This is a genomic window from Tianxiuia mixotrophica (assembly GCF_050596425.1).
Lineage (GTDB): Bacteria > Bacillota > Clostridia > Peptostreptococcales > Acidaminobacteraceae.
In genome coordinates this window covers 2,205,327-2,221,182 of sequence record NZ_CP192292.1, presented here as the reverse complement: position 1 = coordinate 2,221,182, position 15,856 = coordinate 2,205,327, and the positions used below count along the sequence as shown (strand labels likewise).

Below are 15,856 nucleotides of genomic sequence, written 5' to 3'. Positions count from 1 at the left end.
CAAGTCCCTCCTATTTGTTTAAAAGAGCCTGGTCAAAATCGGCCTTAATATCTTCTATGTCCTCAATCCCGACAGAAACACGGATAAGATCAGGTCGAACGCCTGATGCCTCTTGCTCCTTTTCACTTAATTGCGAGTGTGTTGTGCTCGCAGGGTGGATCACAAGGGTTCTCGTGTCACCAATGTTTGGCACTAGGGTTGCAAGTTCAACATTGTTTATAAAGGCTTTTCCCGCTTCACGCCCCCCTTTTACACCAAAGGTCAGAACACCACTCGCACCCTTTGGAAGATATTTCTGAGCCCGTTCATAAGAGGGATGATCTTCAAGTCCTGGATAGGACACCCACTCCACTTCTTCATGTGCCTGGAGATATTTAGCGAGTTCAAGGGCATTGTCACTATGTCTTTGTACTCGTAAATGAAGTGTTTCCAGGCCTGTATGGAGGAGGAATGAATTGAAGGGACTAAGTGTCGCGCCAATGTCTCGTATGAGCTGGACTCTGGCTTTAATGATATAGGCCAGCGCCCCAAACGTTTCTGTATATTTTAATCCATGATAACTTGGGTCTGGCTCAACAAGGCCTGGATACTTATCCCCTGTCCATTCAAAGTGACCAGAGTCTATAATAGCGCCACCAATGCTATTTCCATGTCCACCAATATACTTGGTTGCAGAGTAAACAACGATGTCCACCCCATGTTCAAATGGTCTTAATAGATAAGGTGTTGCAAATGTGTTGTCAACAATAAAAGGTGCACCAGCAAACTTGGAAAGGGCGGAAAACTTATCGAAATCGAGGACATTCAGTCCCGGGTTTCCAATGGTTTCTGCGTAAACAACCTTGGTGTTGTCTTGCACTTTTTCCTTCAACGCTTCAAGAGGGGCTTCCGGGTCAACGAAAGTGACGTCAATCCCTAGTTTATTGAAGGTGTATGCAAAGAGGGTGTATGTTCCGCCGTAGAGGGTGCTTGCTGCAAGTATATGGTCACCTGCTTGACAAATATTTAAGATGGCAAGGGAAATGGCTGCTTGCCCAGATGCAGTTGACAAGGCGCCTACGCCCCCCTCAAGCAGGTTAAGTTTTTCTTCAAATGATGTGTTTGTCGGGTTATTCAAGCGAGTGTAAATATTTCCAAACTCTTTTAGACCAAAGAGATTGGCCGCCCGATCCGCGTCCCTTAAATCATAAGATGCTGTTTGGTGGATGGGAATGGTTCTTGATCCTGTTTCGTCTGCTGAGTAGCTTCCCTGTACTGCAATTGTTCCAAGTCCGTATTTTTTCACTGTCATTTTAATGCCTCTCCTTCTCGTCTCACTATTCATAATTTTCCAACTTTTCATCCTTTTCGTCTACCGTCGCCCTTCTTCAAACATGGAATTTCCATCAATCAGACAAGGCGCTGAACGAGGATATGACACAAATGATCAAGAAAGAGTCTGAAGAAAATAAAAAAACTTCTCCCAGTCGATGAGAGAAGCTTTATATTCGTCTTCTTTGCTCATCTTCCAGTCAATGACTGTCGGATTTAGCACCTTACACATATCATGAAACATATGCAGGTTGCTGAGACTTCATAGGGCCGCTCCCTCAGTCTCTCTCGATGAGATCATTATGTATTTAAAAAGTAGTATACTTTAGTCATGAGGTCATGTCAACAGTAAATCTGAGTATTTTCGTCGACTTTTTCTGAAATCACATAAAAAGTTCGCCATATGATCATTTTGTCAGGTTAAGCGATTTGCAAAAATCATTCAAGAACCCTCTTTGCAGCATATATATAAATATCTATAAATAGAAAAATATATATAGTATAAAGAGGATATCTATTTCTAATTTTGAACGCGCCTAAGCTTAAAACATATAGCGATCTTTAGATTTAAGATTTTAATTTTGTCCAGCACATGACGTTATAGATTAAATATCTCTCTTTTTTCCACATGCTTGTCAATCATAATCGAGGACTTGTGAATGCCGCGCATCAGAAGATGTCTTGAAACTTCACTAAGAAATGCATCGCTCCCGACAAGATAGTAAAGGCTGTCGGTCAAATGAACTGAGGCGTCAACCGCCCGAAAGAGTCCGGTACGGGAGTCTGTATAAATATTTTGAAAACCAGGTTGGTCAATGCCCTCCAGTTCATCTTTATAAACAAAAGAGCCTCTGTCAACATTGATGTTGGTCATATTCTTTATACCCCTAGAATCATCTAGGTACCGCATGATATAAGGTCGCATGGTGGATATGCCTACACCCATGGAAATCAAAACAATATTTTTATCTTCTCGTCTTAAGGGCATGTGGTTTTGGGTTTTAAAAATAAACATTTCTTTGCCAGGCACCATGTCATCCATGAACTTTTTATACTTGGACATGCTTCCAGGCACTCTGGTCGTCACACCTATATAACCTTCCTCTGGCAGGGTGTTTATCGACATATGACGAACAAGCCCCTTATCAATATGGCCATCCACCATAAAAATTTCATGGGCCAAATGCGTGTGGGCACCCTCTGACCATGATAGGTCCTTTGGTTTTTCAAAGTTATAGGATCTTGTGTTATGCCCCAGCTCTATGACTTCTTTAAGTTTAATTTTGTACATTGGACCAGCATTGGTCTCTACTGCATTTTTATATGTGTAATTAGAAGCACTCTTATTTGTATGTGTTTGTATCACCTGCATCACCTCATTAACGTATACTATACCGTTTTAGTCCTGTTTTAAATAATACACCACAGGATATGCAGAGTCAATGCAAATGATAATAATTATCATTTTGTAACTATATATAATCTCACTTATTTTTATCCACTGTGCTTCTACCTTAATGTGTTGGGATACCGAACCCCACTCCAGTAAATGTTACTAGCCACCTGAGCCATTTGAGGCAGTTCAACATCCTTTAGAGCCCATTTTTTAAACTCCATAAATCCTGTTCTATCAACAATATATCCAATATGTTCCTTAGGCAGACTTCTATCAATATATGCTTCAACATAATCATAAGTATTAAGTATAATTTTCATGATGCTGTCTTCATCTGCCCATATTATGAAGTCTTCTGCCAGTCTAGGGTTTTTCTTGCCCGTTCGACCCATGACCGTCAAGCGGTAGTACTTTTTTTCACTTCTAGTCCACGCACCAGTTGGACAATTGAGAACACATTCACCGCAACCTATACATTTCTTGTGATCGCGCTGGACTTTGTAATTTTCCATACTTAAGGCTTCTGTGGATAAACTCTTGCATTTCTTTACACAGCGATTGCACGATACGCATTTATGGGCCTCATATTCTGGCAAACACATGCCCACAATGCCAAAGTCATGCATTCTAGCCTTGATACAGTCATTGGGACATCCTGTCAGAGCAATTTTTACATGTAGATTATTTGGGAAAATGGCGTCCTCAATACGTTTTGCAAAGCCTGATGTTTCATACTGAGCCTTAGGACAGACCCGGTTGCCTATACAAGCGGCAACATTTCTTGTGCCTGCAGCTGGATAGCCCGTGTCAGGTTCCACCTGATTGATTTCGAGACCTTCAATAACAGGTTGGATAAGTTTATTGACTTCATCTACCTTTTCCATATCAATGCCAGGAATTTCAAAACCTTGACGTGTGGTTAAATGCAAATTGCCCTCTCCGTATTCCTCTGCAATTTTTTGAAGAATTTCAAAGTGTTTGGCATCAATTTTTCCACCTGGAACACGTACACGCAGGGCCGTTTTATAACGCTCTTTCGTAATACGATAGGCGTTTTTCTTTAATTTTTTCGTATTAATATCCATGAGCGCCTCCTAGTCAAATAACCGTTTTGCTTCTACGTAGTTAAAAACAGGTCCATCTAAACAAATGTAAGTATCATCCATCTTGCAACCACCACATTTGCCTAGACCACAGTGCATTTTTCTTTCATAAGACACCCATATTTTCTCTTCTGGAACACCTCTATTTAAAAATTCAGCCACTGTAAACTTCATCATAAGTGGTGGACCAACAACAACAACTTCTACATTGTCCATCCTGTCAATTTCTAGACCGGGTACATATTTGGTAACAAGTCCAACATGACCTTTGTAACCTTCTTCAGCACCATCAACAGTCAAGGTCACTCCCATATCAGAGGCCATCCAAGTTTGTAATTCGTTTTTGAACAGGATGTCTTTTGGAGACTTAAATCCGACCAGCAGATGAAATCTTTTAACCTGACTTATGTCCTTGTAAACTTGGTCTATTATGCCCTTAACTGGGGCAAGCCCACTACCACCTGCCGCAATAATAAGCTCTTTGTTCTTATAATTGTCCATTGAAAAGCCATTTCCATATGGACCTCTCAAGAAAAACTTTTGACCTGCTTTAAAATTATGAAGTTCGTCTGTAACACGACCCACACGACGAATGGTTAAATCTATATAGTTTTCTCCTATGCCCGAGACCGATATTGGACACTCTCCATACTTTGGTATAGATACCTCGAAAAACTGCCCCGGTGCAACGACGCCACTGTAGGCCATGCGGAATGTATATTCAATATCTGTATGCTGAATAATTTCTAGAATTTCCGATGGGAATGGCATATATGCGTTATCCATTAAAGCCCCTCCTTTACACTCTTGCATCCCTCTATCTGTGAAATCTTATTCACACAGCTTGAAAAAGATATGTACTGGGGACACGCATCATCGCAGCGGCCGCACCCTATGCACATGTGTTTTCCAAATCGTTTCTCGTAGTCATGAACCTTATGAAGAGTTTTAAACCGCATGCGGTCACCATGCTTTTTCCTGAACCCATGCCCTCCGGCCATGTCTGTGTATCCATCCACATGGCACGATGACCACACTCGGCGTCTTTCTCCAGTGTTTTCGTTATCCCTGTAGAAGATGTCTTGCATGGAGAAGCAGGTACATGTTGGACAGACAAAGTTGCATTTTCCACAGGCCACACATCGTGCATCATATTCTCTAAACATGTCATGGTCTGCTATCATTTGTGCATCTAGCTCACTTGCTAGCTCAACTTGTATATCATTATTTTTAACAAAATCCATTTCAAAAGATACGATCTGATCCTTATGGTCTGAAAAAAGAGATTTGATAGATTCAGCCTTTATGTCTAAACAGACACCGTCTTCAATCGGCTTAACACCGAGAGCATACTGGTCTGCTTTATTCGTTCCCATCGAAGCACAAAAACAATTTCTAAAAGACTTTTCACATCCGATGAGGGCAAATTCCACCCTGTCTCTAATTTGCTTGTAATATGGATCAACTGGCCCATTTCCAAGATAGATTTGATCCACTCTATCCATAGCATGGATGTCACAAGCCCGTAAAAAGACTAGGATTTTCTTTTCTTCAGCCTTTGGTATTTTATAATCCTCTTCAGTAAAATAGAAGAGAACTTGAGTGATTGGCTGGATGATTTCTCTTGCAGAAAATTGAGACTTTTCACCAAATTCTATTTGATCAAAGGTTGTCACCTCTTCGTAGCGAACTGCATCTGTATCAGACATGGTGCCCTTGAAAGGTTTTTTTACTGGTGCCATAACCTTATAAGTGTCTAGCATGGACTTAAAGGTTTTCTCCATATCTGCCTGACTAAGCTTTAATTTCACGTAAATTCTCCTTTCAAAAGGTCTTATTCTTTACCCATATAGTAATAGCTGCCACCCAATATAAAGGCTCCGCCAATAAAGTTGCCTATGGTCACAGGCACTAAGTTGGCCAGGAGACCAGCCACTGAAACGGTCTCAGGATGTGGCATAAATAAGCTGATTGAGAAAATGGTCATATTGGCTATGCTATGCTCAAAGCCTGATGTAATGAAGGCAAAAAGGCACCAGAAAATCATTATAAGTTTTCCGGATTCACTCTTCATTTTTACAGCACACAGGACAGCCAAGCATACAAGAACATTACATAATATGCCCTTTGCAAGCAGTGGCATGAAGGCTCCACTCATTTTTGCCGCACTGACCTTAAGTATGAAATCCCCTGTTGCTCCTGTTACGGATGCAGTTAAAACATAAATTGCCCCTACAAAAGCTGAGCCTGCAAAATTACCAATGTAGCTTAGTCCCCAAACTCTCAGGGCGTCCTTCCACGTTACTTGGCCATCGAGAGCTCCAGCTGTCATAATCAAGTTGTTGCCAGTAAAGAGTTCCGAGCCTGCCATAATGACCAGGCTTAGAGCCACACCAAAGGATGCTCCCATAACAATTTTCGTAAATGGTGAACCAGCACCTGAAAGCAGGGCCCCTATGGTCATAATGAGAATAATGCCCAGGCCCACATAAAACCCGGCCAGACCTGATGCTGTTAAATACTTGCCCTTGCTGTTTTTCGATAATTTGGCTTTTGATACTGCCGCCACCCCTAATTTTTCTAGTGTCTCTTTAAACATGTTGATCCTCCCTTGTCACAAGCCCTTTCTAAACTATATCCATTCTCTTACACATTGGATTTTGGTCTAAAAAGTTCAAACGCAATTTTTGGTGTGGCCCTTGTCAGCTTTCCATGGTCGATCAGTATTTTTCCTGATGAAATGCAAAAGCCTTGTGATTGACATAACAATCACAAACCAATGGAGACGCTTGGCCAAACACCTCTCACAAAGAGTATATAAAAGGGCATAAAAAAAATATGTGATAAATATCACACATTTATCACATATCTAGTCATTCCAAATTTAGAAGGCTTATTCACTTCTATAATATTCAAGTATTTCTTTCTCCTTGACCAGTATCTGCTTTTTATCCCATTTGACAATCCCCAAGTCGATGAGTTTATTGAGAGCTCTTGAAATGGTCTCCCTAGAACTCCCCATCAAATAACTGAGATTGGTCACAGACATTTTCAGATCAATCCGTATCCACTGTCCATTTGTGATGCCGTAATCTTTTGATAACTTCCATAACTTTGCCGCAAGTTTTTTATCCACTTTTATAGGCACTGTATTTTTCAATTGCCTGTATAGGCGCCTCTGTTTTTTACCCATGGAGCACATAACATTATAGGTCAAGTCAAAGTCTTCACGCATTATTTCCAAAAATAAAAGTTTTGGCATACGAAGCAAGTGCGCATTCTCAAAAGCTTCACACACAACAGAAACCGGCAAATTATCAAAGGCCACTTCATTAATTAGGGCCCCTTCATTGAGTATGAAGAATATTCTTTTTTGTCCAGATCCACTATAACGCAACATAGCTGTCTTACCTGAAATAAGTGCATAGACTGCATCCACTTGATCCTTTTCCCAAAAAAGAGTCTCTCCTTTTTTAAGTGTTACATCCACTGCGATTTTAGATATTTTAGAAATGGTTTCATCTGAAAGGCTTGAAAACGCCTGTACTTTGCGTATGATGCACGTATCAATCAATGTGATGTTCCCCTCATTTTATAGTCTTGTATACTTTATACGCTATAGTAAGGCGCCCTGTCAAGGTGATTGACTTAAACATGGGTCTATATGAATGAATCAATGCGTTTATCAAGGTCTTCTGGGAACCAGTGTCCCATTTTTTCAATCACCTGGTAATCCACACGGACATCAGCTTCCCTTAAGCGTTCATACAAGTTGTTATGGTACTCATGATCAAAATCTTGTGTACCGGATATTAATAAGACTTCCACGCCATTTTTCGCTAGACTTGTTAAAGCCTTAAGGGTGTAGTCTTCTTTTCCAGGACAAATCAAAATCAATTTGTCCACATCAATGATTTCATGAACAAGAAAATCGAGCGCCAGATACCCACCTTGAGAAAAACCTGCTAGAATATCTATTTTCATGTCCCCAAGTGTCTCAGTTAAGTAGTGTCTAACATCATGCTCCGCCTGTTTTCTATCATTCCAAACGTACTGGATGTCACCAATTTTTTGACTAGATTGCAAGTAATGAATCCGGCCACGTTTTTCAAATCCATCTGAATGAAAGTAGCGTCTAAACAGACTGAGATCTTCTCCCCATCCATGCAGGGCAAGCATATTTAAGCCATTTTCATACCCCACTTGCATTGAGGCCTGTGATACCCTTCCCCTATTCTCATGCCATTTTTTTGTATATAGTTCGTAGCCCTTTTCCTCTGGAAACATTTCCGTGGGATACCAGAATCCCTGTGAATCTGCAAGTTTCATCATGGTTAAAGCTGATTCGTGTTGGTCAAGCTCAATACAGGCCATAATGCCCTCAAAGAGCATCTCTGATAGATGTTTAGGATATTTGTCCATACCCTCTTTAAGCATCTCAAGAACCATTTCTGGATGACCTCCCAAACAGTAGTTTTGAAGCTTTCTATGAAACCCATTGTACTCTTGCATACATGAGCCCCCCCTTTCAATTTACGTATAATACAATCATCAAATTTACGTTATATTTTTTTTAACGTTACTTTATTCTACATGATTAATCCTTCTCTTTCAAGTTATGCCCTTTCCTGGCACGTAAGAAACCCCCTTCCTTCAAAACAAAAAACCGATTGACATGCATATAATAATACACATCAATCGGTTCTATCAGACCCTTTATTTTATAAGATATACAGAAGTGGTCTCTGACTTGAATATCTTATACTTGAATATTTAATAAATTTCATTTTACAGATCATACAAAGGGAATGCTTCACAAAGTTTTGCAACACGCGCTTTTAATGATTCAATTGTCTCTTTTTCTTCAAGGGTGTCGGCAATAATGCCAGCGATCTCAACCATTTGGTCTTGACCCATTTCCCTAGTTGTTACGGCAGCCGTTCCAATACGGATACCACTTGTTACAAATGGGCTCTCCGTTTCAAATGGCACAGTGTTTTTATTGACTGTGATCCCAACTTCACCAAGCATGGCTTCGGCTTTCTTTCCTGTTAGTCCCTTATTTCTAAGATCAATAAGGAATAAATGATTGTCCGTTCCACCTGAAACCAGTTTGAATCCACGCGCTGTCATAGCATCTGCCATTGCAGAGCAGTTGTCAACAAGCTTCTTTTGATATGTTTTAAACTGGTCAGTCAGTGCTTCTCTGAAAGAAACTGCCTTGGCTGCAATAACATGCATGAGTGGTCCACCCTGGATGCCAGGGAAGATGGCCTTGTCAATTTTCTTTGCATACTCTTTTTTACACAGAATGATACCGCCTCTTGGGCCACGCAGGGTTTTATGTGTTGTTGAAGTGACAACATCTGCATAAGCACAAGGGTTTTCGTGAAGATCTGCCGCAACGAGTCCTGCAATATGGGCCATATCCACCATCATGTAGGCGCCAACTTCATCACAAATTTCTCTGATTATTTTAAAATCAATTTTTCTAGGGTAAGCCGAAGCGCCTGAAACAATCATCTTTGGCTTGACTTCATGAGCCAATCTTCTCATTTCATCATAGTCTATTGTTTCTGTTTCCTTGCTCACGCCATATGGGACAAAATTATAATACACACCAGAAATATTGACCGGTGACCCATGTGTTAAGTGTCCGCCGTGGCTTAAATCCATACCCATAACAGTATCACCATGGTTTAGCAGCGCGAAGTAAACCGCTAAATTGGCATTTGATCCAGAGTGCGGCTGAACATTGGCATGCTCTGCTCCAAATAAGTCCTTTAAACGATCAATGGCTAGATTTTCAACCACATCAACATATTCACAGCCACCATAGTAACGTTTGGCAGGGTATCCTTCAGCATACTTATTGGTCATAACACTGCCCATGGCATCCATGACAGCTTCTGACACAGAGTTTTCTGAAGCAATTAGTTCAATCCCATTTTTCTGTCTTTGGGCTTCTTTCTCTATGGCCTCGAAAACTTCAGGATCGCATTTATTAAGCTCTTTACAAATCATTGCTTGTCCTCCCTTTTCATATATCTGGTGTCTAGCATTATACAATACCTATTTTGTAGGAATTCCTTTAACCAAATACCCACATCATAGGTTTTTACACACAGTCTTAAGTTTTTTAAAACCTGCGTATTCTATATAAGTGGGCCAACTAAAATAGTCGGCCCACTTATATTATATGAATAATTATTCACTCTTCTATTGTACTTGCACTTTGCTAAATCTGCAACTCTGTTCTATCAACTTTTGTAATTCTTGACAAATACTTTTGACTGTCTGAGAATTTATCCTCTTTGCCTTTAATGACAAAATAGGTCAGTGTCATGAGTGCAACACCAAGAGCAGAACCAACAAGTTCTTTATACTTAATCCACTCAGGGTTCATGATGCTGGCGCTTGTTAATGCACCAAAGATTAACGTTCCTCCCAATACCCCTACAAGAAGTGCAACAAGAGGTATCATGTACATTATGAAGGCTGCTCCAAGGACATTAGGAGATTCTAAATCAATTTCAACAAACTCTCCCACTTGGGCACCAACTTCATTGGCACACTCTATTCTAATCTGCTTGCTGTCATCTCCTAGTTGACATGCACCGCATTCACCGCAAGCTGTATGTCTTAGCAGTTGAACAACGGCACGTTCGCCTTTGACTTCAGTGACAACACCATTTCTATTCATCTTCTTTCGCCACCAATTCAATGCCCAGTTCAACCAACTGGTTTGGATCTGCCAATGAAGGCGCATCTGTCATAAGGCATTTTGCATCCTGTGTTTTAGGGAAGGCAATAACTTCGCGAATATTCTCTGCCCCAATAAGAAGCATAACAAAACGATCAAGTCCAAATGCCACCCCACCATGTGGTGGTGTGCCGTATTTGAAGGCTTCTAGTAGGAAGCCGAATTTTTCATTAGTTTCTTCTTCTGAAAGTCCAAGTGCCTTAAACATGGTCTTTTGAAGACCCGCGTCATGAATACGAATTGATCCACCACCAAGCTCAACACCATTTAAAACAATGTCATATGCCTTTGCACGGGCATTGCCAGGATCGCTTTCCACCTTGTCAATATCTTCGTCCATTGGTGATGTGAATGGGTGGTGCATAGCGTAGTAGCGACCTTCGTCTTCGTCGTACTCAAACAGTGGGAATTCAGTGACCCATAGGAGGTTGAACTGACTGTCATCAAGCATGTCGAATTGTTTTGCAAGTTCAACACGAAGAGCGCCAAGTGAATCGTAAACAACACTCGACTTGTCCGCTACGATGAAAATCATATCCCCTGTCTTAGCTTCCATTGTTTCGATAATGCCATTGATTTCATCTTCAGAAAGGAATTTAGCCACTGGTGACTCAATGCCTTCTTCTGTGAGCTTCATCCATGCTAGACCCTTTGCACCATATGTTTTAACGAACTTTTCAAGGTTCTTAATTTTCTTTTTAGAAACTTCTCCAGCACGGCCGTTGGCATTGATTGCCTTTACCATGCCACCACTGCTGATTGCTCCACTAAAAACTTGGAACTCAGACTTTGCAAGAACTTCGTTTAGGGATTTTAGTTCAAAACCAAAACGCGTATCTGGTTTATCAGACCCAAAACGCTCCATAGCCTCTTTGTATGGCATACGTGGCAGTGGCAGTTGAACATCATAATCTAATGCGTCCTTGAAAACACGCTGAATCAATCTTTCATTCATTGCAAGAACATCTTCTTCTTCAACAAATGACATTTCAATATCCACCTGTGTAAACTCTGGCTGACGGTCTGCACGTAAGTCTTCATCTCTAAAACATTTGACAATTTGGAAATACTTATCAAAGCCTGAGACCATAAAAAGTTGCTTAAATAGCTGAGGAGACTGTGGCAGTGCAAAGAACTTTCCTTGTTGAACACGTGATGGCACAAGGTAGTCGCGTGCGCCTTCTGGTGTTGGCTTTGTCAGGATTGGCGTTTCTAAATCAATAAAGCCCTCTTCATCAAGAAAGTCACGGATGATTTTAGATACCTTGTAACGGAAACGAAGTCTTTTTTGCATTTTAGGTTTTCTAAGATCTAGGTATCGGTATTTCAGACGGAGTTGCTCTCCAGCCTTGTCATCATCATTTATATGGATTGGTGGCACTTCTGATTCAGAAATGACCTTAAGCTCTTTGGCGAAAACCTCAACATATCCTGTTGGAATATTTTCATTGATGCTTTCACGACGGCGCACTTCGCCTGTAACAGCAAGAACAAATTCCCCACGTGTTTTTTCAGCCTTTTCAAATGCTTGTCTAGATAGATCCGGATCAAACATAACCTGCGCAACACCTTCGCGATCACGTAAATCAACAAAGACAAGTGCCCCCAGATTTCTTTTTTTCTGAACCCATCCCATCAGTGTTACAATTTGGCCAATATGTTCTTCTCTAAGTTGGCCACAATAATGGGTTCTTTTCGTTCCCTGTAGTAGTTCTGCCATTTTTTACACTCTCCTCAATATCATGCAATAATTCATTCATATATGTTGCGCAGTCACAGCTTATATAAAAGAGTCTATAAGCCACGATAATTTTAAATTCAATTTAAGACTTTCACTAACTATTCCGTAATAATCTTGACAATGCTATCTAGGTCACCAAGTTGAATGTCAGTTTGCTCTCCAGTTGCCATATGCTTGATGCGTGCATTTCCACTCTCAATTTCATTCGATCCAAGAACCAGTGTATACTTGGCATTGATCTTATCTGCAAACTTCATTTGAGCTTTCATCTTTCTTCCCATATGGTCTGTATCAGCACTGATCCCCTTGCGTCTTAACTTTTGTGTTAAACCAACTGCAGGAGCTATAGTGTCCTCACCCATTGAAACAATAAATAGGTCAGCTGTATTCGGGTCTGGGAAAGTCACGCCGTTGGCTTCAAGGGTCATTATGAGTCTTTCTATACCCATACCAAAACCAACACCAGGTGTTTCTGGTCCACCAATTTCAGCCACCAGTTTGTTGTAGCGCCCGCCACCACACACTGTGCTTTGAGCGCCAATTTCTCCTGAAATAAACTCAAAGGCTGTTTTTGTGTAGTAATCCAGACCACGCACAATTTTGGGGTCAATAACAAAGTCTATATCCATGGCTTGTAGGTATGTCTTTAACTTACCGAAGTGGTCTTCACAGTCATCGCAAAGGTGGTCTAACATAACCGGCGCCTCTACCAGTTCAGCCTGACAAGATTTATTCTTACAGTCAAGAATACGTAAAGGATTCTTTTCATATCTTTCGTTGCATGTCTCACATAAATTATCCAGTTTGCTTGCTAGAAAATCTTTAAGCACCTCGTGATACTTAGGGCGACATTCTGGACATCCAACACTGTTGATGTTGAGAACAACATTTTCAAGACCAAGTTCCCTCATAAAAGTATCAGCCACAGCAATTGTCTCAGCGTCTGCCGAAGCGCCATAAGCGCTAAATATTTCCACGCCAAACTGGTGGAATTGTCTTAAACGACCAGCTTGCGGGCGTTCGTGTCTTGAGCACGCTGTTATGTAGTAAAGTTTTGTTGGCTGTGATTCGGCATACATTTTACTTTCAACAAAAGCTCTAGCAACAGGTGCTGTCCCCTCAGGCTTTAGGGTCATGCCATTTTTGTCATTCATGAAATCACGCATAACATCCAGCGGCGGTGCATCCATAAGTTCACGCTTGGCAATGTAGTTCGTGTATTCTCTAGAATTGAAAACCGTGTACATTTCCTTGCTTACAACATCAGTTGTTTCACCAACGCCTCGCTTGAAAAGATTTGTATACTCGAACAACGGCGTGCGAATTTCCTCGTAACCAAATCTTCTACATACGTCACGGAAAGTGCTCTCCACGTAATGCCACTTATACACCTCCGATGGAAGAATGTCTTGTGTCCCTCTTGGTTTTTTCATCTTCATACGCCTCCTTCTTGTTTATTTTGTGTAATGAAATTATCCGACACCAAACAGGAGAAAACTTGCTTTTATATATCAGGATTACGCTCTAATTCTGTCTATAAAAAAACCGCCCCTATGTTATTTTGATACAACAAAACATCACATTAGGGACGGGCTTATTTCTTTCCCGCGGTGCCACCCTAGTTGGTCAAATATGACCCACTTTAACACACAGACTGCAACTCTATATGGGCTGTCTTTCGCACTGATTTTAATCATGGGCTCCCACCATCCCCAATTCGCTTAGATCCAGCGACATCAACCGTCCCTAGACTTGATACAATCAACACTACTTATTCCCCTGCATCTGTATTCAATTGTTCTTATTATAAATCAAGGTTTGTGACCCTGTCAACTGCCTGGGGCTTATAGATCCTTATAAGGTCAACTATGCTTTTGTTGACTTTTCTCCCAGCAAATAAGGACGCTTTTTCTCAATCATTTCATCCACTCTTTCAATATAATCTTCAACACCCTTGGTATTGGCCACACGTTCGAATCTATTTTCATTTAAGTAGACCATTTTTGAAGCCGCGCCCGCCCCTAGTGCCACAATTTGATGTCTTTCTTCCATGATTCTAATATTGTAAACAGATTCATGCCCTTCCTTACAAAAGCCCACATTTTCTAAGTTGGCTAGAATCTTTTTCTGTCTATACATATAATAAGGATGCATTTCCATGCCATAAAGACTCGCCATAGCAATTTCCATCATCTTTTCAGCATCTCCAGCGCTGGAAAGCTCGTACTCTGATCCACTTTTTTGCTGCAGGGTTTGATTGAGTCGTGAAGATCTTTTTATGGCTAGGGTATGAAGAGTTACATTTTCTGGACGCATTGCCCCAACATGGGCCATGGTCTCTTCAACAGATCGAGCTGTTTCCCCTGGCAGTCCAATAATCAAGTCCATGTTAATGCTTTTAAAGCCAATGTTCTTGGCCATTTCATAAACAGAACGAACGTCTTCCTTGTTGTGTTCTCGCCCAATTATTGTGAGGGTGTCATCATTCATAGTTTGAGGGTTGATGCAGATTCTATCCACACCGTATTTCTTCATAATCTTTAACTTGTCTTCTGTAATAGAATCTGGTCGTCCCGCTTCCACTGTATACTCCACAAGTTTATCTGTACCCACCTGGGTTTCTATTTCATGAAGGAGTCTTTCCAACTGGCTTTCGGACAATGAGGTTGGTGTGCCCCCTCCAATATAAATACAATCGACCCTCTGTAAAGACTTGTCAATCATCTCAGACACTTCTTTAATTTCTTTTATCAGAGCATCCAGATACGGATCCATCAGCTTTCCCTTTTGACCCATGGCGTTGGATGGGAAAGAACAATACAGACAGCGTGTTGGACAAAATGGGATGCAAATGTATAAACTGATTGGGTCAGTTGATGCGCTCTCCGGATAAGGCCGTTCTACGTCGGCTATTTGAAGAGCCAATTCAATTTTTTCATTAGAAACCCTATAGTCATCGCGGAGTTTAAGCCCCACCACTTCCGGTGTCATGCCGGTATCTAGCATTTCGTGGACAAGTTTAACCGGTCGCATTCCAACAAGAATCCCCCAAGGGCTTGTTGACTTAACTTTTGAACTCACATAGTCATAGACCGTACGTTTTATCTCTTGTTTGAGTTTACGGAAAGCTTCATGTTCATCACTTCCCACCAAAATTTCTCCAGATTTTGTTTCCCAAGGCATTTCCTCAGACGGATCGGCATCAAAGGCTGCTCCCACCATGTAAACCACGGTGTCTCCATGCAATTGAGATGTCACTGATAAAACATCAATCTTTTCTTCCTTTATCTCGATTTCTTCATTTTCATTTTCAGATATAAACACAAGATCTTCCCTCTTATAAAATGTGTTCAGAAGATGCTCTAGATCATACCTTAAATCATATCCTTGCAGTGTTACGTATAGCATTTTTCACCTCGTATTTCCAGCATGCGATTTTATATTATAAATTCAATTTAAGTCCAAATACTTTATCATTGATCCTTGTACAGTTTTCGGCCTTTTCACTTTTCTAATTATATTTTCAAAACGCCTAAAGGACA

General features: G+C 40.9%; 13 protein-coding genes and 1 riboswitch. All 13 genes read right to left on the bottom strand.

From position 1 onward, the window contains the following. Positions 1-10: 10 nt before the first annotated feature. The gene (locus tag ACQ4KW_RS09605; protein ID WP_430886313.1) at positions 11-1,291 is read right to left on the bottom strand and encodes an O-acetylhomoserine aminocarboxypropyltransferase/cysteine synthase family protein; all 1,281 of its coding nucleotides are present in this window, start codon (positions 1,289-1,291) and stop codon (positions 11-13) included. A 206-nt stretch (positions 1,292-1,497) separates the two neighbouring features. Further along, positions 1,498-1,609: riboswitch (SAM riboswitch) on the bottom strand. 300 nt (positions 1,610-1,909) lie between these two features. After that, the gene (locus ACQ4KW_RS09600) at positions 1,910-2,677 is read right to left on the bottom strand and encodes a hypothetical protein (RefSeq protein ID WP_430886312.1); all 768 of its coding nucleotides are present in this window, start codon (positions 2,675-2,677) and stop codon (positions 1,910-1,912) included. 143 nt (positions 2,678-2,820) lie between these two features. After that, positions 2,821-3,792: a sulfite reductase subunit C gene (gene asrC, locus ACQ4KW_RS09595; RefSeq protein WP_430886311.1), complete on the bottom strand. Its 972-nt coding sequence runs from the start codon at positions 3,790-3,792 to the stop codon at positions 2,821-2,823. A gap of 9 nt (positions 3,793-3,801) precedes the next feature. Further along, positions 3,802-4,596: an anaerobic sulfite reductase subunit AsrB gene (gene asrB / locus ACQ4KW_RS09590; protein ID WP_430886310.1), complete on the bottom strand. Its 795-nt coding sequence runs from the start codon at positions 4,594-4,596 to the stop codon at positions 3,802-3,804. Next, entirely contained in the window at positions 4,596-5,621 is a 1,026-nt protein-coding gene (gene asrA / locus ACQ4KW_RS09585; RefSeq protein WP_430886309.1) for an anaerobic sulfite reductase subunit AsrA, read from the bottom strand. Before asrA ends, asrB begins: the two co-directional genes overlap by 1 nt. A 23-nt stretch (positions 5,622-5,644) precedes the next feature. Continuing rightward, positions 5,645-6,409, bottom strand: a complete 765-nt coding sequence (locus tag ACQ4KW_RS09580; protein ID WP_430886308.1) for a formate/nitrite transporter family protein — start codon at positions 6,407-6,409, stop codon at positions 5,645-5,647. A 294-nt stretch (positions 6,410-6,703) separates the two neighbouring features. Then, on the bottom strand, positions 6,704-7,384 hold the full coding sequence (locus ACQ4KW_RS09575; protein WP_430886307.1) for a Crp/Fnr family transcriptional regulator: 681 nt from the start codon (positions 7,382-7,384) through the stop codon (positions 6,704-6,706). An 86-nt stretch (positions 7,385-7,470) separates the two neighbouring features. Next, positions 7,471-8,322, bottom strand: coding sequence for an alpha/beta hydrolase (locus ACQ4KW_RS09570; protein ID WP_430886306.1), 852 nt, complete (start codon positions 8,320-8,322; stop codon positions 7,471-7,473). Between the two features lie 276 nt (positions 8,323-8,598). Further along, positions 8,599-9,834, bottom strand: a complete 1,236-nt coding sequence (gene glyA, locus ACQ4KW_RS09565; protein ID WP_430886305.1) for a serine hydroxymethyltransferase — start codon at positions 9,832-9,834, stop codon at positions 8,599-8,601. Positions 9,835-10,048: 214 nt separating this feature from the next. After that, positions 10,049-10,513 carry a SoxR reducing system RseC family protein gene (locus ACQ4KW_RS09560; protein ID WP_430886304.1) on the bottom strand — a complete coding sequence of 155 codons (465 nt, stop codon included), beginning with the start codon at positions 10,511-10,513 and terminating at the stop codon, positions 10,049-10,051. Continuing rightward, positions 10,506-12,293, bottom strand: coding sequence for an aspartate--tRNA ligase (aspS, locus tag ACQ4KW_RS09555; protein WP_430886303.1), 1,788 nt, complete (start codon positions 12,291-12,293; stop codon positions 10,506-10,508). The genes ACQ4KW_RS09560 and aspS overlap by 8 nt, the downstream gene beginning before the upstream one ends. A gap of 119 nt (positions 12,294-12,412) precedes the next feature. After that, positions 12,413-13,753, bottom strand: coding sequence for a histidine--tRNA ligase (gene hisS, locus ACQ4KW_RS09550; protein ID WP_430886302.1), 1,341 nt, complete (start codon positions 13,751-13,753; stop codon positions 12,413-12,415). Positions 13,754-14,180: 427 nt separating this feature from the next. Further along, positions 14,181-15,722, bottom strand: coding sequence for a coproporphyrinogen dehydrogenase HemZ (gene hemZ, locus ACQ4KW_RS09545; protein WP_430886301.1), 1,542 nt, complete (start codon positions 15,720-15,722; stop codon positions 14,181-14,183). Positions 15,723-15,856: the final 134 nt, after the last annotated feature.

Bases quoted from the DNA above. Each gene is read 5' to 3' on its own strand.
- hemZ (WP_430886301.1), bottom strand. From the start codon at position 15,722: ATGCTATACGTAACACTGCAAGGATATGATTTAAGGTATGATCTAGAG.
- ACQ4KW_RS09580 (WP_430886308.1), bottom strand. From the start codon at position 6,409: ATGTTTAAAGAGACACTAGAAAAATTAGGGGTGGCGGCAGTATCAAAA.
- asrB (WP_430886310.1), bottom strand. From the start codon at position 4,596: ATGGATAACGCATATATGCCATTCCCATCGGAAATTCTAGAAATTATT.
- aspS (WP_430886303.1), bottom strand. From the start codon at position 12,293: ATGGCAGAACTACTACAGGGAACGAAAAGAACCCATTATTGTGGCCAA.
- ACQ4KW_RS09570 (WP_430886306.1), bottom strand. From the start codon at position 8,322: ATGCAAGAGTACAATGGGTTTCATAGAAAGCTTCAAAACTACTGTTTG.
- asrC (WP_430886311.1), bottom strand. From the start codon at position 3,792: ATGGATATTAATACGAAAAAATTAAAGAAAAACGCCTATCGTATTACG.
- ACQ4KW_RS09560 (WP_430886304.1), bottom strand. From the start codon at position 10,513: ATGAATAGAAATGGTGTTGTCACTGAAGTCAAAGGCGAACGTGCCGTT.
- ACQ4KW_RS09605 (WP_430886313.1), bottom strand. From the start codon at position 1,291: ATGACAGTGAAAAAATACGGACTTGGAACAATTGCAGTACAGGGAAGC.
- hisS (WP_430886302.1), bottom strand. From the start codon at position 13,753: ATGAAGATGAAAAAACCAAGAGGGACACAAGACATTCTTCCATCGGAG.
- glyA (WP_430886305.1), bottom strand. From the start codon at position 9,834: ATGATTTGTAAAGAGCTTAATAAATGCGATCCTGAAGTTTTCGAGGCC.